Below are 20134 nucleotides of genomic sequence, written 5' to 3' on the forward strand. Positions count from 1 at the left end.
GAAGAGGATGGTGGTGATCAGATCACCGAGTCCTCAGTTAGTTCCATTCAAGCTGCATCAATTTGGGAAACAACGCCCCAGAGAACTAAAGTCGTGGAGTGAAATATCTGTAATTGCGGCATAATCAGAAATAACTGACGGGGTAGATAGCGATACACGGCGCCAAGTGGTCCCACCTGATGAAGTTAATGCTCCAATTGGGACATCCCCTTGCAGCATATCCACAACAGATGAAAATGATATTGGTGTTATATCGTTACTACGGTCAACAAACCCACCGCTAGTCGGATCAGTTCCTGGAGCAACCCAGCCAACTGGTCCTGTGTATCCTTTTCCTGTTGTTTCATCAATTCCAACATCACTAGCGGTGACGATGGTGAACCCACCTTGAAACGTTCCGACAACATTGTATCCAGCTTTTGCATAGCTGCGGCGCAGGGCCTCACTGGCACTCATAGCCTTCGAAACACGTAGAATGGCCTGCAGCAACTGATCATCATCCGCCTTGCTCGGTTCAATCCCAGCTGCTTCCAGCACGTTCAGCATCTCGTTGGTTATCTGGTTGAACCAATCACCACCAGGAACGGTGGGAGGAACACCCTCTCCACCCTCAGTAAAATACTGGCGAACTGCGGACGCAACCGGTCTGCGGGCAGGTTCAACAGGTACACCACTACCACGGTCAGGCCAATACATAGTTACACCTCGTAGTTAAAGTCGTAGTAAAAACCCGCCAGTTTCAGGCGATTGAGCACGCATTCGAGCACCAGTGGCGCATTGCCCCGCAAAGGGGTCAGCACGTTGTCCAGGACCGTGAAGAGGTCTTCTGGCATGTCGAGCACGTCCACGCGCAGCACGAAGCGCGTAGAGGCGGGATAGAGTGGATAGTTGACGTCTCTGAGCACGTGATGGGGCCACTGCTCATAGACCTTGACGGTGAAGCCCAGGGCGGCGGCGATCTGCTCAATCATCCAGGTCTGCAGGCCGCCTTTACGGTGGTACTTCTCGACCACGGCAGCGCGGCGGCGCTCGAACGATTGCTCTGTTGCCTCGCACTCGGGCAGCGCCAGATAGGCTTCCCACTCTGGCAACAAGAGGTTGGTGGTCTCGGGCCGCATTTCCAGCAGCAGCTGGTCTGCACTGAGTTCCAGATCGGCAAGGCGCTTGGCAAAGCCCATGACATACTTCGGCAATGAAGCATCGATATCACGTGGCCAAGCGCGGCCACGGGGCATTTGCTGCTGGAGTGATTCACCCCATTGCTCTACAGCGTGGGCCATGTGATCACCCCGATGACGTTCAATTCATCGATATCAGCCGGCACATCAGCAGCCAGATCCAAGGTGTAGTTATTCACCCCGGCCGCTGAGCCAATGGCAGTCTGAATTTTGGTAAGCAACAAGGTATCGCCGGGCTGGAGCGTGCGTTCGTAGCCATTCAGGTTGGCCTCAATGGCCGCACGAATTTCTGCGCTATCCGGGATCGGCGTGATGGCCAAGTCCGTTACTTTGAGCAATGGACCGATGAAGACCGGCTCGATGCCACCCGGGCGGCCAACCAGAACGCCAGTGGCCGGATCAGGATGGCGGAACAGATAATCCATCATGAATTGCTGGTCTGTCGGGGTCGGCAAGATGTCAGACCGGTCATCAAAAACCCAGCCGATACCGACCGTTCCTCCGCCCTGCCAAACGTCATAGGCCCACGCCCTGGTCACGCCAGATACTTCGCGCATCCAGGCGACGTAATCGGCTACAGCGCCCCCCATGGGAGGGTTGCGCTTGCGGAACAGCAGGCGCTCAAGCAGTTCGGCGATGGGTTCGATGTCTGCCCCGCCGCTGATGTCGCCACTGACGCCGTTGGACTGCAACCCGGGGACGGGGGTTACCAAGGTCAGCACTTCGCCTGCGGCCAAGTTGCCACTGGCCCCCACATCGACGGCTTGCACCTCCACGGCGACGGTACCACTGCTGGGGCTGGCGCTGGCTGTCACGGCATACTGACGACCATCCTTGTGTTGCAGCACGGTACCGACCGGCGCAAGCACCGTGCCGTTGAGGGTGGCAGGGCCTGCGGCATAGGTGGCTTGTTTGCGGATGACCCCTTCAAACTGGGCCGTCTCGATGATGGTCTGATCGTCTGACTCGGTGGTCGGGATGATCTGGCGAACGATCCACGCCTGGTGGTCGTAGGCGTCACGAATGGCGGCACTGACCGCCGTGTTCAGCGCCAGCTCGATACCGAACTTGGGCAACACGGTGCCCAAGCTGGCTTCAAGATCCAGCGCTCCGCTGGCGATGAGTTGGCGCAGGGTGGGCACGCTATACGGCATTGGCTTGCGCCTCCCAACGTTGCTTGATGCTCAGGCTCAGCTCGCTGCCATCTGGGCGAGTGATGGCGATATCGAGCTGCAGCATCTGAAATTGCGGAATAGACCCGGTGACGGTGACGAGCTTGGCGTAATCGGGCTTTAAATGGCGGTCGAGGGCGGTTTGCGCGTAGGTAACAGCCTTGTTGCGCACGTCGGTGGTGAGCTTGGCGCGGTCGAGCAGCCAGAGCTTGCTGCCCCAGGGTTCGTCCGCGAAGGTGTCCCCCGGCCAGCCACGGCGATCGCTGGTGCCATCAGGCAGCACATCGGACTCGTCGGCACGGGCATCGGTGAAGAGGATCTGCAGGACCAGGGTTTCCAGGCCATCATCCTGACGCAAACCGGCCGAGGTGATGTCGATATCGCCTCGGCCGGTTTCGTTGTTCCAGATGATTGCTGTGGTCATCGCCCCTCACACAGGGGCGCCAACCCCCTCTTCATGGTCATGACCGCTGAGTGAGATACCTGACGCCGTCACATCTTCATCAGAGGTGATGGGGCCGGTGACATGCAGCGGACCTTGAATTTCGTTATCAGGGGAGATGATGGTGAATTTTTCAGTGGCGTTGAGAGTGACGGTTTTCGCTTCTATTTCAATGACCCCGTTCTTGCGCAGGATGATGCGGTGGCCCTCCAGATGGTACAGGCAGTTGTCCCCCGCCTCCAAGTCTTTGGGGCGCACGCCCTTGTCTTCGACCGCGATGGCCACAAGGCCAGCACGGGCCCCACCGATGCCCAGCACGATGGCCTCAGACCCTGCTGGCGGCACGCTGGTGTGACCGTAGTTCTGGAAGCGCTCGACATCAGAGGCGGCCTCGTCGGCCAGCACCTTGAGCTGCAACCCCTGTCGGTTGAACGAGTCAGTCACGGCCGTGACGATGGCCCGGTCTGCGATCAAACGCACCCGGCGCCAGAGTGGGGAAATCAGCTTCTGCACATCGCGCAGGGTCACCATGTGGTTACCTCCTTGGTCTGCTTCTTGACGACCTCAGCGGGGATCAGCATGGCTTCACGCGGGGTCAGGTTGAGGATGGCCTCCCGGCCGTTCTTGTCGCTTTCCATCAGGGTCACGGTGACAATCAGCCAGCTCTCGTCCAGGCCCTGGATCTCGTCCTTGATGGGGCACATGCGGTTGATGCGCCAGAGCGGCCCCTGGTCGCCTTCTATCCCCTGGGTGCGCCATCCTGCGACCGTGATCTCGGTCTGGGTGCCTTCACCGATACTGCGCTGCTTCTGCCACTGGCCGCGCTTGCTGGCCCCGGCTACGGTGGTGACGTCTTCGGCGATGATGATGCGGGGTCGATAGCGGGTGACATCAGGGTCTTTGATGACAGCCTTCTGGCCGCCGATGGTGGCGGGGGCCGCGTTATCCCAGGTCGCACCGCCCGCATAACTGCTGCCTTTAACGATCCATTCTGATGCCCGGTCACGCATGCTGAAGTTGCCGCGAGCGGCCAGGATGTTTTCGCCCAGGATGAGGCTGGCCCCCATGTGGGTATCACTGGCCTGGGTCAGCACCAGTTGGCCGCGTTCGTTGGTGGTGAGCAGCACCGCCCGCTGCTTGGCCAAGCGATCGAGCAGCTCGAAACAGGTCTCCCCCTGCTCGATGGTGACGCGGGGGAAGGCATCCCCCAGGTCACACTCCACAACCACCTCGATATCGAAGGGGGCGCAGACGTCCCGGGCCACCTGGTCGAGTTTGACACCTGACCAGGCACCGGCCTTGAAGATGGCCGAGCAGTCCACCAGATCGCTGGTCTTGCTGCGGCCGCTGACCACCCAGCTCACCTCCCGGGCGTCATAGCTGGGGATGAAGTCATCGACATAACCGGTCAGCACCAGGTCGTTGCCGATATGCACGGTGCAGGCGCTCAACGGCTTGATGACCATCTCGCCGGCGCTCTTCCATTTGCGGGTCAGGCTCAGTTCGAAATCGCCGGCGATATCGCGCAGGCTGCGGGTGATGCGCACCTGCTGCCAACCGCCATAGATTTGACCATCGACGCGCAGGGTGATGGGCTCAGCCATTGGTCACCTCGTCGAGCACATCCACCCGGGTGCTGGGGGTGATAAAGGCTGGATCACGCAAGGCGTTGCTGCTGACCAGGCGATCGCGGTATTCGGCATCGCCATACTGCTGCCATGCCAACAGGGCTGACGGAGTGGTGGTGGCCAACACCAACTGGCGGCGGCGAGGCAACTGGGCACCGCGCTCGCGGCTATCGTTCAACAGCGCGAGGCGCAGATCCCGCAGGGCACGCCAGATCTCGCTCTCTTCGGCTTCCACGGCCTCGGCCGCCAGCTCGGCCAGCCGGTTGGCCCATTCATTGGCCATGCGCTCCAGATCGTCTGCCGTGAGCTGCACGTTGCGATCAGCCCCCACCACGCCGTTCATCACGACCGGGCGGCTCAGCGGGTTGTTGACCTGGTCACCGGTCAGCGACTGGCCGATGGTGACGGTGCCTGCCGGGTCGTTGGTGAAGTCGCGATCTGTGCCCAGGTTGGCACTGGCAATGGCACTTGTTGCGGCGGTGGCCGAGGCCCGGATCACCAGCTTGGTGAACTCCGCACCATTGGCCAGGGCGGCGCTCTGTTCGGCAGCAGTATCGAGGGTCGAAACAGACGACGCGCTGCCTGTCGTGGCATCGCTGAGGATGCCGCTCGGCAGGCCACCGGTGATCGCCAGTTCTGCCCGCATCCCATCCCACCGGCGGATCACTTGGTCGTAGACAGAGAGCGCCCGGATGGGGTCGGTGACGACGCCCTTGATGTCTTCGACGATGCCTGTCACCTCGCGGGCCAGCTCGCCAGGGTAAGCCAGCAAGGTACCCACGCTGTCTTTGGCCCGCATCAGGCGATCGGTCCATTCTCGGAACTGGGTCGGCAGGCTGGGCAAGCCACGGGTCAGCTCGTCCAGATCATCCAGCAGGGTATCGACCATGGGGCCCATGTTGTCGATGCCGGTCAGGAAGTTGTCCAGGAAGGATTGCTCGGTGGCGCCATTGGCGGCATCGGCGGCATTGCCCAGGGTCGCAGCGGTATCGATGGCGGCAGAGGGAAAGAGCGGCTTGCCTGCCTCCCACACCGTGAAGGTGACATAGGCGACGCCGTCTTCTTCGTTGTCCAGGCGATGGCTGACATCACCGACTTGCACGGTGCGTACACCCCACCAGGGGTGGATCATCTCGCTGGCACCAGGCTGATTCAGGGCGGCCAGCAAGGTGCGGAGTTGATCCAGGTAATCGTTGCCGACCAGCTTGCCGGTGATCTGCTCGTTGGTGATCGCCGCGCCGTTGTCTTCGGTCCAGCCGCTTTCACGCTTGGGGTATTCGCGGGGAATGGCGCGGCGGCCGCCCTTGCCATCCACAGTGTTCAGCAGGAACTCAACGCCCCGAATGGAGGCAGTCAAACGCTCTTCAAAGCTCATGCAAAGCCTCCTTACGGCATCAGTGACGGGCCGTTATCCACGCGCACCTGCATGCCGGGGGCAACGTCGCGGGAACGGACGGTGATGCGGTCATCGCTGACCTTGATGTCGATACCAAGATTGTCAGGACGCGGGGGTGGCGTGATATCTCTGGTGAAAAAGGCCTTCATCTCATCGAACACATCGAGTATGCCGGGAGCAGGAGAAATGCCATCCGTACTCAGATTAAAAAGGCCGGTCCCCTTATCTGCCAGCTCCTTTGCGCGTTCTTCCGCCCTGCTAAATTTCGGTAAGCCACCCAGTTCAGGGATAAGTGACACGCCATATAGCGCAGTACCGCCGGCGATCAACTTCTGAACATTGAGTGTTCCCTTGTTGCCGGACTGATTGCCTGCTGCGGGCAGAGATCCATCACCGAATCCAGAACCAGGCATGTTGACTACATAGACGGGGGTAGCGCCCAGGTTGCTGATTGCATCGCCCATACCACCGGCGCCACCCTTCCCTTTGCTGAAGATAGCCCCGGCGGCCCAGCCGCCAACAGACATGGCCCCTTTGGCTACTGGTGCCAGCAATCGACCGCCTTTGTTTAGCAGATAGATGCTGCCCAAGATCTTGGCCAGATTTTCATAACCTCCGACCATCTCAGCGATACCATTGGCGGTATCACCGACAGACTTGAGCACAGGAATCAACTCAGCTCCCAGCTCCTTGGCATCACGAATTGCTTCAGCGGCAGCCTTGAAGGAATCCACAAGATTGCCGCCAATCTTTTCGACCAGTTCATCGTATTCACCGGTCTTTTTCATCTCGTCCAATTGCTTGAGCAGCGAACCAAGCTCCTGCTTGAGCACAGTAAATGCGCCGCTATCCATCACATCGGTTTTGAACATGGTCCAGCTGTCACCCATATTGGAGATCATGCCGTTCCAACTCTCCATCTGGGTTTTCGCTGCCCCCTTCGATGCCAGCCCCATCTGGTCGATAAGGTCCTTGATCGCTTTCCTGGTCAACTGACCTTTACTGGCCATGTCCTGCAATTGCTGGGTGGTGTAACCAAGGCCGTTATTCTTGCCCAGTTCCTTGCTGGCCTTCTGCAAGTAGTCCCAAACTGGCACGCCACGCTCCAGCAGCTGCAGCGCCTCTTCGCCCTGCAGTTTACCTTTTGTCCATGCCTGACCGAGTGCCAAAGCAATTCCATCCAAGGTTTCAGCCGTGCCGCCCATCATGGCGGCTTGGTCGGCAATGGCCTGCATGGTGCCATCCATCGGATCGAGGCCGAACTCCTTCAACCGGACGAACGAGTTGGTCACCTCGTTGACGGCATAGGGGGTTTCTTGCGTGAATTGTTTGATCCAACTCATCGCCTGGGCGCCACCTTCCGGCCCACCTTGCAGCTTGTTGAGCATAATCTGATACCGCTCGAACTCAGCGGCAGTCTTGATAAATGTGCGCTCAAAGGCGATAGCAGATGCTGCACCGGCCAACACCAGCCGATTGCCGAAGGTATCAATGCCCTGACTGGTAGCGGCCATAGTTGAGTTCATCATTGCCAGTGCATTCTTGCTCTGGGCGGCGAACTGGCTCATTGACTGGCCATATTGACGGGCCTTTGCGGCCATATTGCCAGCCAGATTGATGACGATATCGGTGACAAGCTTATTGGCCATGATGACCTCTATTTACGACGGGATGGTGATGGCGGGCGGCTGAGTTGTTCATGGATCTTGAACAAGCGGCGGATGGAGTAATACTTCAGCTCGCTGATTGGGAGGCGATTCCCCATGAAAAAGAGAAACGCCTCCAATGGTTCAGCCAGCCGCTTGAACTCGCCCCCGTTTGGCAATCTCCTCCAGCACCAATCGATCAAGCTCTGCGGCTTTGGTTTGCAGCAAGGTCAGGTCATCACGATGAAGATTGCGCAACATTTTCATATTCAGCGGACCTTGAATTTCGCCAATATATTCCACTTGGCGACACAACATATTCAGGCCCATACGAACGTCTGATGTGTAAGCAGCAACCTTTCCGCTGGCTAATTCAACAACCTGCTCAGCTTCAAGTTGCGAATCAATAATGTCGCTGGCGGTTAATTCTCGAAGGCCGACTTCTTTTTCATAAGTCACCTCGCCATCAGAACCAGTGACTTTATAACCATGCTCAAGATTAAAGGTCATGACGGCCATAGTTAAATCCTTACAATCTTGCGGCCCATGAAGCTGGTTTTAATGTCACCAGACTCTTCATTCAGGGTTGCTTGGCCGCACACACAACCGGTCATCATATAACTTACGCCGTTATCACCTTCCCAAACCAATTGGGCATTACTGATGGATTTGATATCGATGATATCTACATCTTCATCAGCGGCGATGGAAAGGTTCTCGATCTTTGGCGGCAAATATTTCTTGGATTCACCCCATACCACACCCGGCCCTACATGTTGGGTCCAATCACTGCCACCCGGGTCCAGCGTGGCGCCGCCCTTGGTCTTGAGCTGCTTGCCGTTGGCACGGATGGTCACTTCACCCAGGATTTGTCCCATGGTGGTCTCCTTACAGTTTGAACTGGATCAGGGCTGCGAAGACGCGCAGCTGGTTGACAACGTCCGGGTGGCAGACGCAGTTGAGGCGGTTGCGATCGCTGGTGTCGCGGGTCACCTCCAGGGTCTCTTTGAACAGGTCAAAGTTTTCCATCAGGCCCGCACTCACCCAGCCGAGCGCCACTTCCAGGATGGCTTCCTTCATCAGTTGCGGCGTCACTACCGGCTGCGCCGGGTCGAGCAGCGCCAGCACGTTATCATCGGCCAGCTTGTGGCGCGGGTAACGGTTGGTGACCATCACCTTGATGTCATAGCGCATCTTGCCCAGGGTGGCCGGGGTGGTGATGTCCAGGTAGCTGGGGTCGGGGTCGCCGTAGCTGTTGAGCTGGTACATCGAGATCTCGCGCTCGATGGCCACCACGTCGCCGGGCTGGATCTGGTGGGTGGCGATGCCGGACTTGAGCAGGTTGTTGCGCTCGTCAAAGGCGAAGCGGTCTGCCTTGGCCGGGGCCAGGATGCCGGGCAGCACCAGGGTCTGCAGCGGCCGCGCCGGATCGATGGCCAGGTGGTAGGCCGCGATGCCGCAATAGCTGGCCGCCCACTCCCATACCGGGCTCGGCGACTTGCTGGTGCCGATGCAGGAGATCAGGAAGTCGTTGCGGGCCTCGCCGAAGGTGATGGTTTCGCCGTAGGTACCCCGGAACGCGGTATAGGCGATGGCCTCGCTCATCTTGAGCGGGCCCCAACGTTCGAGCAGCTCGTCACGCAGGGTATTGAGGCTGGTCGTGTCGTTGAACGGCATCATAATGTGGTTGTACCACTCATCGGGCATCGCACCGATGACCGCGGCCATGTCGGGGGCGCCGGATCCACCGGTCATGGCCACGGTGGTGATGGTCACCCCGGGCGGCAGCTGCTCGCCGGCGTTGTAGTTGTAACGCAGGTCGATGCTGTTGCCGGTCAGGCCCTTCCACTTCGCGGTGATGTTGACCTTGGCGGTGTCGACCCCATCCACGGCGGCGGTCACCGGCAGGTTTTTGGTGGCGGTGATGGCGGCGGCCACATTGGTGGCGATGGTGGCAGCGGTGGCGGCAGCGGCCACGCCCACCTGGACCAGCTGGCCAGCGATCAACAGATAGAGGGTGCCCGCCTGGGTGGCGGGGCCGGTGAACTTGAACGACCCGGCCGCCGCCGCGCCGGCGCTGATATCGCCGATGGGCAAGGCGAAGGTGCGGGTGTAGCTGTTGGCCTTGCGGTAGCGCTTGGCGGCCAGCGCCATCATGGAGCCGACACCGAACAGGCTATCGATGGCCGACTCGCTGACCGGCACCTCGACCACCTGCAGCGGCGTGGCGGTACCGGCGTCGCCGCCCGCGTCAATCATCTGGCCGAACAGCATCACGTTCTGATCCTGGGCGATGTTGCCGCTCAGGGCCTGGCTGTTGTCGATCTCGATATAGACGAGCGGCACGCGCACGTCATTGGGGATGGTTCCGAGAGCCATGGTCACTCCTTCACTTGCGGTTTCTTGGTGGCCTTGGCGGCCGGTTTCACATGCTCGACATCGCCATCGGCGAGCCGCTTGAGCCAGAAGCTGGTGCGCGGTACCCGCTCACCCTCGGCGGCCAACTTGCTGCCATCCGGCTTGCGGAGGGTCAGCCCTTCTTTCGGTTTCAGGTGCAGTTCCACGGGTGCTCCTATGGGGTGGGGCCAGGCAGGTTGATCGTTGCCTCGCAGACGGGGGCGCCATCGGCCAGTTCGGCCTTGAAGTTACAGCGCAGGAAATCGTCCAGGGTGGCTTCGTCGATGGGGTCATCCAGTGGCCAGTCCTGGCGCCAGGTCACCGACCAGATGGCTAGCCCCAGCTTGTCGATGGCGGAGGTGTAGAGGTTGTCCGCCCGCAGACCGTCAGGCTTTCCGCTGGCGCTGGTACCAACCCAGCCGCCCGTGAGCATCAGCGCCTTGGCCAAGCGGCAGGCGATCACCTCGGCCCGCTGGTCTTTGTCATAGGCAAACTGTTTTGCGCAGAAGACGAAGGCGACGAACTCGACGGTGCCGATCAACCGGCCGCCCTGGTTCTGCATGGCCACTACCCGCTGGGCGCAGATGCGGATGCCGCCATCCTTGCCACTCATCCAGCGCTTGATGTCGTCAGCCTCGTTGAAGCGACCGATATGGCGCTCCACGGTCTGGACGCGGTCAATCTTGCGATCGGCGCCGGGGCCGGTCGCTTCCAGGTAGGGCTTGAGGTACTCCACCACGGCCTCGCAGGCCGAGACGGTACTGCCGATGGTGCCAAAATCCGGGCGGCTCATAGGCCTGCCTCCTTCATCACGTCTTGCCAGAATTCGCCGATCACGGCGAGCAGCTCGGTCTGGTTGTCACTGGAGAGCCCCAGAAACTCGCGCTGGGGGATCTCCATCTGGCGGGTGAATGCCCCCACCGATTGAGAAACCGGAGACTTGAGTGCCTTGCCAAATGCCTGGGTGATACTGCGGAGATGCGCGGGCACCTGCACGGTGCCGCTGAACCCGTCTTGATGCACCCCGGCATAGGCCAGTGCCGAGCCCACCCGCACGCTATTGCGCTGCACCTGGTATTCGATGCTGTCGAGCAAACCACCTTCACCCTGCAGCAGACTGTTCCCACCATGGCGGGTCTTGGCATAGTCCGTTGACCAGGGCGCCCAGGGTGTGCCGTCAGGGGCTGTCTTCTCGTCGCTGATGCGGCGGCGGGTATAGTCCTCGACTTCGCCTCCGATGAGCTTCAGAAGTTCAGCCTTGTGGTCGCTGCGCCCCAGGGTCTCTAGCAGGCGCTGATAGCGGGCCAGCTCTTCGCCATGAGTTGATACCTCGACCGAGACGGCCATCAGAGCACCCCACGCAGTGAGTCACGGGTGAACAAGCGCTCGCCTTCTTGCACCAGCTCGACCTTGCCGACAGCGCCCTCGGGTGGCATGTCAGGGGTGGGCAGGCCCAGATCCACCTTGCCGGCCGCAATCTCTTTCACCTTGGCGATGGCCCGGTCATAGCGGTCCTGGAGCAGGTCAGTGACCTGGTTATCCCGATCGCCCAGCCAGTAGAAGGCGATGACCACGGCCTGGCGCTTGAGCAGATCCGGCACGGTCGGCAGCGGCAGCACAAAGCGACGAGACAGGTAGCCGTTGATTTCGTCATCAGCGGTGGCCAGTGCCTCATTGATCCAGGTGTCGTTGAGGGTGTCGGTCGAACGATCGAGGGCGAAGTTGTAGAGCATGCCCTCGTCACGGTCGATCAGGTCCTGCTTCGTCGCGTAGATGGCCATGGGTTAGTCCTCTACCTTGTCGTAGGTGGCCGCGAAGATGTCAGCCTTGCAGGGGTAGATCTCGCCATTGACGCCCGTTATCAACATGTTTCCACGGTCGAATCGCATAATTCCTTCCAGCGTGGGGATCAGGTAACAATCGTCATTTTCATGAGTCACCGGTTGGCCTTTGTATTCGAACGACCAGGGCATGCCGTTGACGATGTTTCCGCCATGGGTGCAGCCATACTCGACCAGTTCGTCGAACGTGATTGCCTCGATGACTACCGGCTTCTTGCGATACATGGCCATGGGTTAGTCCTTGGTGAATTCGCTATCGGGCAACACGGTCAGCCAAGATTCCTGGTGAACGCGCTTCGCCTCTTCCGGAGTCAGGTAGCAGCACGGGATCGCGCAGTCGTGGTCATGGGGCACAGCGGCCTTGTTCTCGACCACAAACACCCGGGTGGGGCTGGAGTGCAGGAAATGGATGCCACAGCGCCAGAAGCCGGCCGGCGACTTGGCCTTGACGTCGAACTGGCCGAGCAGCCAGTCAGGCAGATCGCTAGGCGCGGCGTCGTTCAGGTTCGCCCCCGGCTCGCTGGAGGCGCCGATGGCTGCGGCACTGCCCTGGTCACCGGCGTTCTGGGTGGTCGCTGCTGCCGCTGCAGCTTCAGCAGCCAGTCGCGCCTCTTCGGCGGCCTGCTGTTCTGCTTCCAGGCGTGCGGCTTCGGCGTCCGGGTCTACCAGCACGGTCCCGTCTTTCTTCTGTTCGGTTTGCGCTTGCACCAGCTCGGTACCCGTGCCCACGGCAGCAGCATCCAGCTGCGCGCTTTTGTCGTCTGCCTTCTTGCGAGGTGCCATGTCAATGCTCCTGTAAAGGGGTGGTAAAGGCGGCTTACACCGCCGAAATCAGGGTTTGCCTTGTGGCCTGCTCGGCGATCAGCAGGATGGAGGTTGCGGTGAACGACCCGTTATTGGAGCGGATCACCGGCTTGGTGCCGTTGGTCACGATGTTCCCGCCCGCATCGATCGAGAAGAACGTGGCCAGCGTGACCGTGTCATCGGTGACTTGCACATCACGGCTCGCCACCAGGCGGTTTCCGTTGGTACCGATGAAGTCGAGCTGCATCGAACGCTGGGCCGACCCACCGGACCAACTGCCTACCAGATTGAGCTTGAATGAGAGGCTGGTGTCGCTGTTGAAGGCGTTCAGCTTGTCACTCACCGTATTGAAGAACGGGGCCAGGGTGCCGAACTGCGGCGCCGGCAACGCTTTGACCCAGGCAATCAGGTCGCGGTTGGTATCGGCTGCCAGCACGGCATTCGGTCCGGTCAGCCTGACCAAAACACCTCGCTCTTCTTGCGCTTGGGCGCCTGGTAGACGAACGCCTTCCCGAATGGCATGGCTTAGCCCTCTGTCACAACCAGTACGCCGCTGCCCGACTGAGCCATCCGCGCGTACAGGTTCTGGGGGGGATCAAAGCTCCAGGCCTCACGGTGGTCGCGGCCAAGGTGATGGCCAACCGTCACGCTCGGGTCAGGCAGCGCAGCATCGGTGCGATAGAGCACGATCTGGTTGGTCTGGTTCTCCAGGGTGCCGCTACCAGCGGCGGAGACCAGCACCCAGGCATCAGCACTCAGCGCTTTGGTGGTCGTGGCCATGGGGTTCTCCTGGTGGCCTGGGCTTCGACGCTTGGAAGCTCCACCCAGGCCGGGTTGATAAATGCCTGGGCTTCATCGCCGTGAAGCTCTGCCCAGGCCAGCGGGTCACCGGTTACGGCAGGAACGGGCTGACATGCAGCTCGACGTTCTTGTAGTTGATGTTCGACTCGCCGTTTTCCAGATTTGCCCGATCCAGGATTTCGCGGGCGGCAGACTCGTTGCTCGGGCCGACGACCAGCAGGCGGGCCATGGTGCCGAGTGGGGTCTCGCCATCGGTCTCTTTGTAGCTGGCCATCAACAGCTTGCCCGCTTCGAAGTTGGCGGCGGTCAGCGGTTCTTTCGAACCAACGGCAGTCTGAGGCAGGCCAAAGCCATAGCCGTGGCGACCATCCGGGCCCATTGCCACCTTGTTCTGGAAGAAGGCGTATTCGCTATCAGCCCCGACGAATTCGAGGGCAAACGGGCGACGCTCCTGGAAGATGATGGGCAGCAGGATCTGGGTGTTATCGATCAGGAACCAGGGAGCGCCAGTCGCAGCCGGATCACCCACTACGTTGGAGAAGGTGCCGGGTGTCGCGGTTTCGAACGGGTGATCGGTGTCGAAGAAGTTCTGACCATCGAAACAGAGGGTAGAGAAACCGTTCTTCAACAGGCCATAGCAGTTCTGATCCGGGAACAGACCGATCTTGCGACCCCAGCCATTGGAGATAACGCCGTACTTGCCGATCGCATCGTCTTCGAGGTCTTCGCGCTTGATAACGATGGAGGCTTCATAGGTCTTGTTGGCGATCTGGTAGCCATGGGATCCCAGCTCAACCAGCATCCGAGCGCCAACCCACTCCTTGATCCCTGGCAGGTCTTTCAACCAGCCGTAGTTCTCGGCGCTGCCGGTGCTGCCGACCTTGGTTGCGATCTTGTTCCAGGTGGGGGTGGTGACGCTCAGGCCTTCGACGAAGGCGGAACTGGCGCCGACCGTCAGGGCTTCAACGATTTGTGCTTGCGTAAGTGCCATGTGAATGAACTCCTGTTACTTGGCTTGCTGGGCGGCTTTGGTGGCCTTCCAGGTTTCGGGCTTGACGTTCATCATCCGGCACATGGCCAGCTCGTCTTTGCTCAGCTCGCCGTTCTGCTGGGTGGTGGTGTTCACCTGGCTGGCGTCGGCGATGACCGGGGCGCTGGCCACGAAGGCGTTGAACTTATCCTCGCCGCCTTCGGCACGGCACATGCCCAGGAACATCTCTTTATTGGCCGGGGCGACCTTACCGGCAGCGATGGCGTCATCGACCAGGGCGCTCAGCCGTGCTTCTTCGGTCTGTTGGACCTTGGCTTCGGCGGTGGTGGCGCGGTTCATGGCCAGCTCGTAGGTCTCTTTCGGGACGAACTTGGTCAGGTCCGGGCCAGCAGCGGCACGGTTCAGGGCCAGCTGGTGATCGGCCTTGAGGGTATTGATGGCGGTGAGCGCGGACGCGGTATCCGCATCCGCTCCCAGACCCAGGGCCTGGGTCAGTTCAACGGGCAAGGGCATTGGAGTTTCCTCACGGTTCAGGGCAGGGAGTTGATCGAGGTTGGGCTCGTTGGTCAGGCCAACGCTGGCAATGCTCAGCACGGTACCGGCGTCGTCGAAGGTGAAGGCCGGGGAATAGAAGGCGTATTCCTTCTTCTCCAGCATCTCGCGCCCTTCGCTGTTCCAGTCCACCATGCCCCACACTTCGCCGCCGATGTTCTGCAGGGCGAGGATCCAGCCGATGGCCGGGGCCTTCTCGCCCTTGGGGCCTTTGATGTGGGTGGCATGCTCAACGTCGAACGGACGCTTCTTGGTGAACGAGGCCACCACGGCATCCGGGTTGCTGTTGTTCCAGGTACGCCCGTCATTGCCGCTGAATACCCCGGGGGGTACCAGCGGCAGCCAGACCTGTTCGTTGCGCACGGTCTGGCGCGACAAGTCAAAGCAGAGGGCAAGGTGGATCTTGGGCATGGCTCGCTCCGTCACATAACAACCTCCCGCCGGGTGGCTGGGTTGAATGGAACACGGTATGTGTGTGGACGTTGAGAGCATGGCGCCACGGGTCGTGGCGATGTGAGTGACGGTTTTCGTCAGATATCAGGATGGGGTGACAAGGGAGGGATGCCCGGCGCTAGGTGATGACCGGACATCAACAGGGTACACAGGATCCCGATGGTCGAGAAGAGGGGGCAATGCAACAGACTGGATAAGGAGGCCACCGCGAAGGTTTGCCGCCACCTCACACCATCTTTAAACACCCTTTAAATCGCTTCATATTGAGCGGCGGACTCCACAGTCATGCGCTGGTAGCCTAAAACGCTCACAGCGGCGCTGAGAGCGTTTGGCGAAGGGTTTGCTCTTTGGCTGCCAAGTCGGTTTTCAGGGCCTGCTGACGCGCCTTGCCCGGGTTGTAGTTCCACCCTGGCTCGATGCCGCTGGGCAAGACCTCCACTTCCCCGGTGCGTTTGTTCGCCCACTCCCGGTTACCATCGTTCGGGGCGGCGAACTGATAGCCCTGGGTGCCTTCCAGCTTGGCGTATTCGAACTTGCTGATCTGGCGCACCCAGCAGTGACAGCCCCAGCCGTTCGGCGGCATGTGGGTTTGCCACCAGGGATCATCCACGGGCAGGGTGATGCCGTTCCAGCTCACATGCAGGGCGCGATGCTCGCGGGCAGGCCCCAGCTGATAGACCAGGTATGGCCGATATTTCTTCGTGCTCTCGATGCGCTGCCACTGGCCAGCGGCGCGGGCGGTGCGCATGTTGGTGCGGTAGATGGTCTTGATGCGCCCCTCGCTGCCGAGCTGCACCTGTTTGGTTTCGCCGGTGGCGGGGTCTTCCATCTCCTGTATTCCCCACCACCCGGATTTGACCAGCAGCGGCTTGATGGCAGCGGCGAACTGCTGATAGGTCTGCCCCTGCTCCAGCGCCTGCTCGACCAGCGCCCGTACTTCGACCAGCAGATCGGCGTTGAGCATCTTGGCCACGGTGAAGGCGTTGGCGTGCTCTTCTTTCCACACGTCGCGATAGTCAAAGCCAGGCTGCAGCCCCTTTTTCTTGAACCAGTCCAGCGCCTCTTTGGGCGGAAAGGCGGACGCCTTTGGCTCAGGCATCTTGTGCATCCCCCATGCCACGCAAGCGGAAGGTGTAGTCGGCCAGCTGCTGGGTGAACTGCTCGGCGCTCAGCGACTCCTGCAGGGCCAGCAGGCCCGCATTGAACTCGTCGAAACTGGCGGCCGTGGCGGCCAGCTCGATGATCGGGTTCATGAAGTCCTCGCCGCCCACTTCGACCCAATCGCTCATCGCTTCCTCGGTCAGCTGGTCGATGGCCTGTTCGTTCGGCTGCTGGATCCGGTTGATGGCCAGGCGCTGTTGCTGCCTGTTCATGGCCAGCGGCTGCACGGCTTGCACCTGCATGGCGCTCAGCGGCTGCAGGGTGACTTCATCCGGCTTGGGCGCTGCCAAGCCAAACTTGTCTTGCATGGCGCTCTCGCTCACCTTCATGCCGCGATCGATCAGCGGCATCAGGCTATCGACCATCATCTTGAGGTCTTCCGGCTCCGGTACCCGGATGCAGACGCGCGGGTATACCTTCTGCACACCCCAGTTCAGCACGATGAACGGCTTGACCAGGTACTCGTTGATGGTGGCTTCGAGCTGGCGGGCGTCCCACTTCGCGATGTCCAGCCGCACCTCGTTGTGTACCGTGGCCTGAGCGCGGCTGCTGCCATCGTCGGTGGTCATGGTCTGGCCCAGCACCGCCTTGCTGGTCTGCTCGTCCGCCCAGCGGGCCATGTTCTCGAACAGGGTATCGCCGCCGTTCCCCTTCGCCGTTTGAACCAGCTCCACCATCATGCTGTCTGGGATCACTGCGCCGGCGTCGCTGGCAATGGTGGCGATGGCGTTCTTGAGGGTGGCGATCTGCTCGGGGGTGGCGTTGGGGCCGTACTTGCCCACCCGGATGGGGATCCCGAACACTTCGGCGAACGCCCACCAGTCCCGCACCGTGAAGCTTTTCAGCATGTACATCACGGCGCAAAGGCGGGTCAGGCCGTTGCGCCAGATGCTGCCCGACTTGGTGCGCGGCAGGTGGACGATGAACTTGTAGGGCTCCAGCGGCTTGCCCTGGGGAGCATCGTCACTGATAAGCAGAATCTCGCTCAGGGTCTCGGCATCTGGCCGCAGATAGCGGGGGTCGACCCACTTGTAATCCTTGGGCACCCAGGGGGTGACGGTGGTATCCCACAGGATCTGGCACACCCCCATGCCCTTGCCCAGGCCATCGAGCAGGTCGAAGAACAGCTCAGGCGTCTGGTCACTCTCCATCAGCAGGCGCACTTCGTCGGCCAGCTTCTTGTCAAAGGCATCCTCACTGGCGGCTTCGACCGTGGGCGGCAAGGCCGCCACGGCCAGCTTGCGGGTACGCAGCACCGATGCGTAGTGCAGATCCCGCTCTTCGATCTCTTCGGCCAGGGTCATGTAATCCTGGGGGTTGTTGCCATCGACTACCGAGCGCAGCAGGCCCGCCAGACGCTGGGGGGTGATGGTGCTGGCCACGCTGTTGGGGCGCTGGTTGCGCACGCTGGTGGTGTGGGCCAGCGCGATGTCTTCACTCAGCGCCGGCTTGTCGGGTTTGATGGGGTTGCCCCGTGCATCGAGAATGGTGGTCACAGTAATCCGCCTCCGTTACGCAGGCCACGGGTCAGGTTCATCTGCCGTTGCCCGTCCTGGTCTTTCTGGGGGGCACCCACCTTGGCGATGCGGTGCAGTTCGTAAACATGGCTCTCGGCCCGGCTGGCCAGATAGGCCAGGAAGATGGCGACCGCCGAGTCGCCGTGGCGCTTGTTGCCATCACTGCCCTGGGTGCGGCTGTCGTCGATGCCGGGGGTGCCCCGGTAGATCTGGATCTGGCCCAGGTCGGTGATGATGTCTTCGTGCTTGGGCAGCTCCAGCTCGTCATCTTCAAACGCCGCCTTGAAGCGCGGCATGTTCTCGCGGTAGAAGCCGACCGACAGCATCACCTGCACCACCTCTTGGCCGTAGCGATACGCGGCCTGTTCTGCCAGGTACTGGCCATTGCCACGGGCATCGAGCCAGATGCCATCCCGGCGCGGCAGGCGATCGCAGATGATGTAAAGGGCCTGCTCCTGCTGCTTGAATGGCACGTTCTTGAGCTCGACCAGGAACGGTACCCGGCGGCGGGTATCCGGCAGCACCATGATGGGTGCGAACGATGTCAGGTCACCGGAGCGGGCGAAGTCTTCGCCCAGGGCGTGGCGATGGCGGCGGTCCAGCTTCATCAGTTCGGGGAAGACCTCGGCCTCCAGCCACTCCTGCATTTCGGCGTTGCGCTCCGATTCGCTGGCGCTGTTGAAGGTGGCCGAGCCCGTGAAGCGCAGCACCGGCCCATCAACCCGGCAGGCCCGTTCGCGCAGGCCACGGCTGATATAGGCACCGCCGCCGCTCTTTGGCTCACAGTAGTATTCTTCCCGGGCGTCTTCTTCGGTGGCACAGTCTGACAGCAGTTCTGCCAGCCACTTGCGCTCACCCTCTTCGCTCCATTCCTCTTTCTTCTTGACCTGGCAGATCCGCTTGTAAAGCCCTTCATTACAGGCGGTTTCAATATCGATGCGGTGAATGGAATAGCTTTGCCGCTTGCCTGCTCTGGTTTCAGTGATCAGGGTGTTGAACAGGTTCTCGATGCCGTTGTGGGTCGAGATGATGCGCACCTTGCTGCCCCACATGGTCAGGGCGTTGGCCGCTTTGAGAATGGCGGCCAGGTCTTTGTGGAAGGCGCCCTCGTCGATCACCACGTTGCCCTGCATCCCCCGCAGGTTGCTGGGATTCGATGACAACGCCTTGATTTTGAAGCCGCTGGCAAAGTTGATGACATAGACCAGGATGTCTTTGTCTTCGCTCTCCAGCACCTCTTCGCCTATCTCGGTTGCGGCAAAGTTGTAGGCCTTTGCCCACATAGAGGCAGCCTCGATAAACTCGCGGGCCATGTCTTTGGTGGTGCCGACATAGAAGGTATCGCAACCGCCAGCGGCGGCAGACATCGAGCCATTGAGCGCAGCATCGGCTGCCTCTGCCCAGGTGAGGCCAGTTCGCCGCGACTTCTCGGCAATCTTGATTTTCGCTTGGTCAGCGATCCAGCGCTTCTGATAGGGCAGCAGCACCTCGTTGGGATCGAACTGGCCGCCTATGATGGCGGCCGCTGACTGGTTGCGCAGTTCGTTTTCGGCTTGAGTCAGATGGTCCATCATGCAATCCCCAGGATCTGCTGCTTAATCTGGGCTGCGGTCTCTGCCGTCAGCCCTGCCTGCTTCACGATCTTCTCGGCAGCGGTGGCGGCTTCGGCGGCGAACGCGGCGCGGATCTCTTTCTCGACCTTGTGGCTTGTCATGGCGGCGGCTTCGACGCGCTGGATCACCAGGGCGAGCTGCCCCAGCGATTTGGGGTCGATCATCTTGCCGTCTTCCCCTTCGCTGGCGTCCATCATCTTCATGGAGGTTTCGAACGCCATGGTGCGCACGAACTCCTGCAGCATCTTGCCCAGCTCGGAGGTGGGGGCCTGACCAAGCTTGGCCGTCCACACCTCGGCCACTTCACGGGCCTGCGCCATGCGGCTGCCGGCCTCTTCCATCCGCTTGAAGTAACGGTTCAGCCCGGTGCGGCTGATCTGCTCTTCCGGCGGCAGGCCGGCTTCCAGGATGAGCTGGTTCACCTCTTCAAGGATGGCCTTCTGCGACATGGAGCCAGAGCGCAGCATGGCCGCCAGCTGGCTGCGGATATCCTCCGGCAGCTGCTGGATCTTGCTCTTGGTGTTCTTGGTTTTGGTGGTCAT

The 20134-nt window shown here is 60.8% G+C and carries 25 protein-coding genes; all 25 read right to left on the reverse strand.

Annotation, left to right across the window (positions count from 1 at the left end; translation table 11 throughout):
- Positions 1-57: 57 nt before the first annotated feature.
- Positions 58-696 (reverse strand): hypothetical protein, encoded by a 639-nt coding sequence (locus OKC29_RS21090; protein ID WP_270669613.1) that lies wholly within the window; start codon positions 694-696, stop codon positions 58-60.
- A 2-nt stretch (positions 697-698) separates the two neighbouring features.
- Positions 699-1280, reverse strand: coding sequence for a YmfQ family protein (locus OKC29_RS21095; RefSeq protein WP_270669615.1), 582 nt, complete (start codon positions 1278-1280; stop codon positions 699-701).
- Entirely contained in the window at positions 1265-2332 is a 1068-nt protein-coding gene (locus tag OKC29_RS21100; protein ID WP_270669616.1) for a baseplate J/gp47 family protein, read from the reverse strand. The genes OKC29_RS21095 and OKC29_RS21100 overlap by 16 nt, the downstream gene beginning before the upstream one ends.
- On the reverse strand, positions 2322-2774 hold the full coding sequence (locus OKC29_RS21105; RefSeq protein ID WP_223954549.1) for a phage GP46 family protein: 453 nt from the start codon (positions 2772-2774) through the stop codon (positions 2322-2324). Before OKC29_RS21105 ends, OKC29_RS21100 begins: the two co-directional genes overlap by 11 nt.
- Positions 2775-2780: 6 nt before the next feature.
- Positions 2781-3323 (reverse strand): phage baseplate assembly protein V, encoded by a 543-nt coding sequence (locus OKC29_RS21110; protein ID WP_270669619.1) that lies wholly within the window; start codon positions 3321-3323, stop codon positions 2781-2783.
- A complete protein-coding gene (locus OKC29_RS21115) occupies positions 3317-4396 on the reverse strand; it encodes a phage baseplate assembly protein (protein ID WP_270669622.1) in 1080 nt (359 codons plus the stop codon). Before OKC29_RS21115 ends, OKC29_RS21110 begins: the two co-directional genes overlap by 7 nt.
- A complete protein-coding gene (locus tag OKC29_RS21120; protein ID WP_270669624.1) occupies positions 4389-5795 on the reverse strand; it encodes a DNA circularization protein in 1407 nt (468 codons plus the stop codon). Before OKC29_RS21120 ends, OKC29_RS21115 begins: the two co-directional genes overlap by 8 nt.
- Before the next feature lie 11 nt (positions 5796-5806).
- A complete protein-coding gene (locus OKC29_RS21125) occupies positions 5807-7465 on the reverse strand; it encodes a tape measure protein (RefSeq protein WP_270669625.1) in 1659 nt (552 codons plus the stop codon).
- Between the two features lie 141 nt (positions 7466-7606).
- Positions 7607-7981: a phage tail assembly protein gene (locus tag OKC29_RS21130; RefSeq protein ID WP_270669626.1), complete on the reverse strand. Its 375-nt coding sequence runs from the start codon at positions 7979-7981 to the stop codon at positions 7607-7609.
- 2 nt (positions 7982-7983) lie between these two features.
- Entirely contained in the window at positions 7984-8340 is a 357-nt protein-coding gene (locus OKC29_RS21135; RefSeq protein WP_270669628.1) for a phage tail tube protein, read from the reverse strand.
- A 10-nt stretch (positions 8341-8350) separates the two neighbouring features.
- Entirely contained in the window at positions 8351-9841 is a 1491-nt protein-coding gene (locus tag OKC29_RS21140) for a phage tail sheath subtilisin-like domain-containing protein (protein WP_270669630.1), read from the reverse strand.
- Between the two features lie 2 nt (positions 9842-9843).
- Positions 9844-10026: a DUF2635 domain-containing protein gene (locus tag OKC29_RS21145; RefSeq protein WP_223954557.1), complete on the reverse strand. Its 183-nt coding sequence runs from the start codon at positions 10024-10026 to the stop codon at positions 9844-9846.
- An 8-nt stretch (positions 10027-10034) separates the two neighbouring features.
- The gene (locus OKC29_RS21150) at positions 10035-10652 is read right to left on the reverse strand and encodes a hypothetical protein (protein WP_270669632.1); all 618 of its coding nucleotides are present in this window, start codon (positions 10650-10652) and stop codon (positions 10035-10037) included.
- On the reverse strand, positions 10649-11206 hold the full coding sequence (locus tag OKC29_RS21155) for a phage virion morphogenesis protein (RefSeq protein ID WP_270669633.1): 558 nt from the start codon (positions 11204-11206) through the stop codon (positions 10649-10651). Before OKC29_RS21155 ends, OKC29_RS21150 begins: the two co-directional genes overlap by 4 nt.
- Positions 11206-11640 carry a gp436 family protein gene (locus tag OKC29_RS21160; RefSeq protein ID WP_270669635.1) on the reverse strand — a complete coding sequence of 145 codons (435 nt, stop codon included), beginning with the start codon at positions 11638-11640 and terminating at the stop codon, positions 11206-11208. The genes OKC29_RS21155 and OKC29_RS21160 overlap by 1 nt, the downstream gene beginning before the upstream one ends.
- A 3-nt stretch (positions 11641-11643) precedes the next feature.
- Complete coding sequence (locus tag OKC29_RS21165) at positions 11644-11931, reverse strand: hypothetical protein (protein ID WP_270669638.1); 288 nt, start codon at positions 11929-11931, stop codon at positions 11644-11646.
- A gap of 3 nt (positions 11932-11934) precedes the next feature.
- Complete coding sequence (locus OKC29_RS21170) at positions 11935-12483, reverse strand: hypothetical protein (protein ID WP_270669640.1); 549 nt, start codon at positions 12481-12483, stop codon at positions 11935-11937.
- Positions 12484-12517: 34 nt separating this feature from the next.
- A complete protein-coding gene (locus OKC29_RS21175) occupies positions 12518-12967 on the reverse strand; it encodes a tail needle knob protein (RefSeq protein ID WP_270669641.1) in 450 nt (149 codons plus the stop codon).
- Positions 12968-13029: 62 nt separating this feature from the next.
- Entirely contained in the window at positions 13030-13284 is a 255-nt protein-coding gene (locus OKC29_RS21180; protein ID WP_270669643.1) for a hypothetical protein, read from the reverse strand.
- A gap of 112 nt (positions 13285-13396) precedes the next feature.
- On the reverse strand, positions 13397-14296 hold the full coding sequence (locus OKC29_RS21185; protein WP_270669645.1) for a Mu-like prophage major head subunit gpT family protein: 900 nt from the start codon (positions 14294-14296) through the stop codon (positions 13397-13399).
- A 15-nt stretch (positions 14297-14311) separates the two neighbouring features.
- On the reverse strand, positions 14312-15259 hold the full coding sequence (locus OKC29_RS21190) for a phage protease (protein ID WP_270669646.1): 948 nt from the start codon (positions 15257-15259) through the stop codon (positions 14312-14314).
- A gap of 349 nt (positions 15260-15608) precedes the next feature.
- Positions 15609-16400: a phage head morphogenesis protein gene (locus tag OKC29_RS21195; RefSeq protein WP_270669647.1), complete on the reverse strand. Its 792-nt coding sequence runs from the start codon at positions 16398-16400 to the stop codon at positions 15609-15611.
- Positions 16393-17958, reverse strand: a complete 1566-nt coding sequence (locus tag OKC29_RS21200; protein ID WP_270669648.1) for a DUF935 domain-containing protein — start codon at positions 17956-17958, stop codon at positions 16393-16395. Before OKC29_RS21200 ends, OKC29_RS21195 begins: the two co-directional genes overlap by 8 nt.
- Positions 17955-19550 (reverse strand): terminase large subunit domain-containing protein, encoded by a 1596-nt coding sequence (locus OKC29_RS21205; protein WP_270669649.1) that lies wholly within the window; start codon positions 19548-19550, stop codon positions 17955-17957. The genes OKC29_RS21200 and OKC29_RS21205 overlap by 4 nt, the downstream gene beginning before the upstream one ends.
- Positions 19550-20134 carry a DUF3486 family protein gene (locus tag OKC29_RS21210; protein ID WP_270669650.1) on the reverse strand — a complete coding sequence of 195 codons (585 nt, stop codon included), beginning with the start codon at positions 20132-20134 and terminating at the stop codon, positions 19550-19552. Before OKC29_RS21210 ends, OKC29_RS21205 begins: the two co-directional genes overlap by 1 nt.

The sequence above is a fragment of the Aeromonas sp. QDB34 genome, from assembly GCF_027705405.1.
GTDB classification, from domain to species: Bacteria; Pseudomonadota; Gammaproteobacteria; order Enterobacterales; family Aeromonadaceae; genus Aeromonas; species Aeromonas hydrophila.

Excerpts from the sequence above, each read along its gene's own strand:
- OKC29_RS21180 (WP_270669643.1), bottom strand. The coding sequence starts at position 13,284 with ATGGCCACGACCACCAAAGCGCTGAGTGCTGATGCCTGGGTGCTGGTC.
- OKC29_RS21190 (WP_270669646.1), bottom strand. The coding sequence starts at position 15,259 with ATGCCCAAGATCCACCTTGCCCTCTGCTTTGACTTGTCGCGCCAGACC.
- OKC29_RS21160 (WP_270669635.1), bottom strand. The coding sequence starts at position 11,640 with ATGGCCATCTACGCGACGAAGCAGGACCTGATCGACCGTGACGAGGGC.
- OKC29_RS21115 (WP_270669622.1), bottom strand. The coding sequence starts at position 4,396 with ATGGCTGAGCCCATCACCCTGCGCGTCGATGGTCAAATCTATGGCGGT.
- OKC29_RS21150 (WP_270669632.1), bottom strand. The coding sequence starts at position 10,652 with ATGAGCCGCCCGGATTTTGGCACCATCGGCAGTACCGTCTCGGCCTGC.
- OKC29_RS21210 (WP_270669650.1), bottom strand. The coding sequence starts at position 20,134 with ATGACCACCAAAACCAAGAACACCAAGAGCAAGATCCAGCAGCTGCCG.
- OKC29_RS21170 (WP_270669640.1), bottom strand. The coding sequence starts at position 12,483 with ATGGCACCTCGCAAGAAGGCAGACGACAAAAGCGCGCAGCTGGATGCT.
- OKC29_RS21165 (WP_270669638.1), bottom strand. The coding sequence starts at position 11,931 with ATGGCCATGTATCGCAAGAAGCCGGTAGTCATCGAGGCAATCACGTTC.
- OKC29_RS21100 (WP_270669616.1), bottom strand. The coding sequence starts at position 2,332 with ATGCCGTATAGCGTGCCCACCCTGCGCCAACTCATCGCCAGCGGAGCG.
- OKC29_RS21205 (WP_270669649.1), bottom strand. The coding sequence starts at position 19,550 with ATGGACCATCTGACTCAAGCCGAAAACGAACTGCGCAACCAGTCAGCG.
- OKC29_RS21120 (WP_270669624.1), bottom strand. The coding sequence starts at position 5,795 with ATGAGCTTTGAAGAGCGTTTGACTGCCTCCATTCGGGGCGTTGAGTTC.
- OKC29_RS21095 (WP_270669615.1), bottom strand. The coding sequence starts at position 1,280 with ATGGCCCACGCTGTAGAGCAATGGGGTGAATCACTCCAGCAGCAAATG.
- OKC29_RS21135 (WP_270669628.1), bottom strand. The coding sequence starts at position 8,340 with ATGGGACAAATCCTGGGTGAAGTGACCATCCGTGCCAACGGCAAGCAG.
- OKC29_RS21090 (WP_270669613.1), bottom strand. The coding sequence starts at position 696 with ATGTATTGGCCTGACCGTGGTAGTGGTGTACCTGTTGAACCTGCCCGC.
- OKC29_RS21155 (WP_270669633.1), bottom strand. The coding sequence starts at position 11,206 with ATGGCCGTCTCGGTCGAGGTATCAACTCATGGCGAAGAGCTGGCCCGC.
- OKC29_RS21185 (WP_270669645.1), bottom strand. The coding sequence starts at position 14,296 with ATGGCACTTACGCAAGCACAAATCGTTGAAGCCCTGACGGTCGGCGCC.
- OKC29_RS21110 (WP_270669619.1), bottom strand. The coding sequence starts at position 3,323 with ATGGTGACCCTGCGCGATGTGCAGAAGCTGATTTCCCCACTCTGGCGC.
- OKC29_RS21125 (WP_270669625.1), bottom strand. The coding sequence starts at position 7,465 with ATGGCCAATAAGCTTGTCACCGATATCGTCATCAATCTGGCTGGCAAT.
- OKC29_RS21105 (WP_223954549.1), bottom strand. The coding sequence starts at position 2,774 with ATGACCACAGCAATCATCTGGAACAACGAAACCGGCCGAGGCGATATC.
- OKC29_RS21140 (WP_270669630.1), bottom strand. The coding sequence starts at position 9,841 with ATGGCTCTCGGAACCATCCCCAATGACGTGCGCGTGCCGCTCGTCTAT.
- OKC29_RS21195 (WP_270669647.1), bottom strand. The coding sequence starts at position 16,400 with ATGCCTGAGCCAAAGGCGTCCGCCTTTCCGCCCAAAGAGGCGCTGGAC.
- OKC29_RS21130 (WP_270669626.1), bottom strand. The coding sequence starts at position 7,981 with ATGGCCGTCATGACCTTTAATCTTGAGCATGGTTATAAAGTCACTGGT.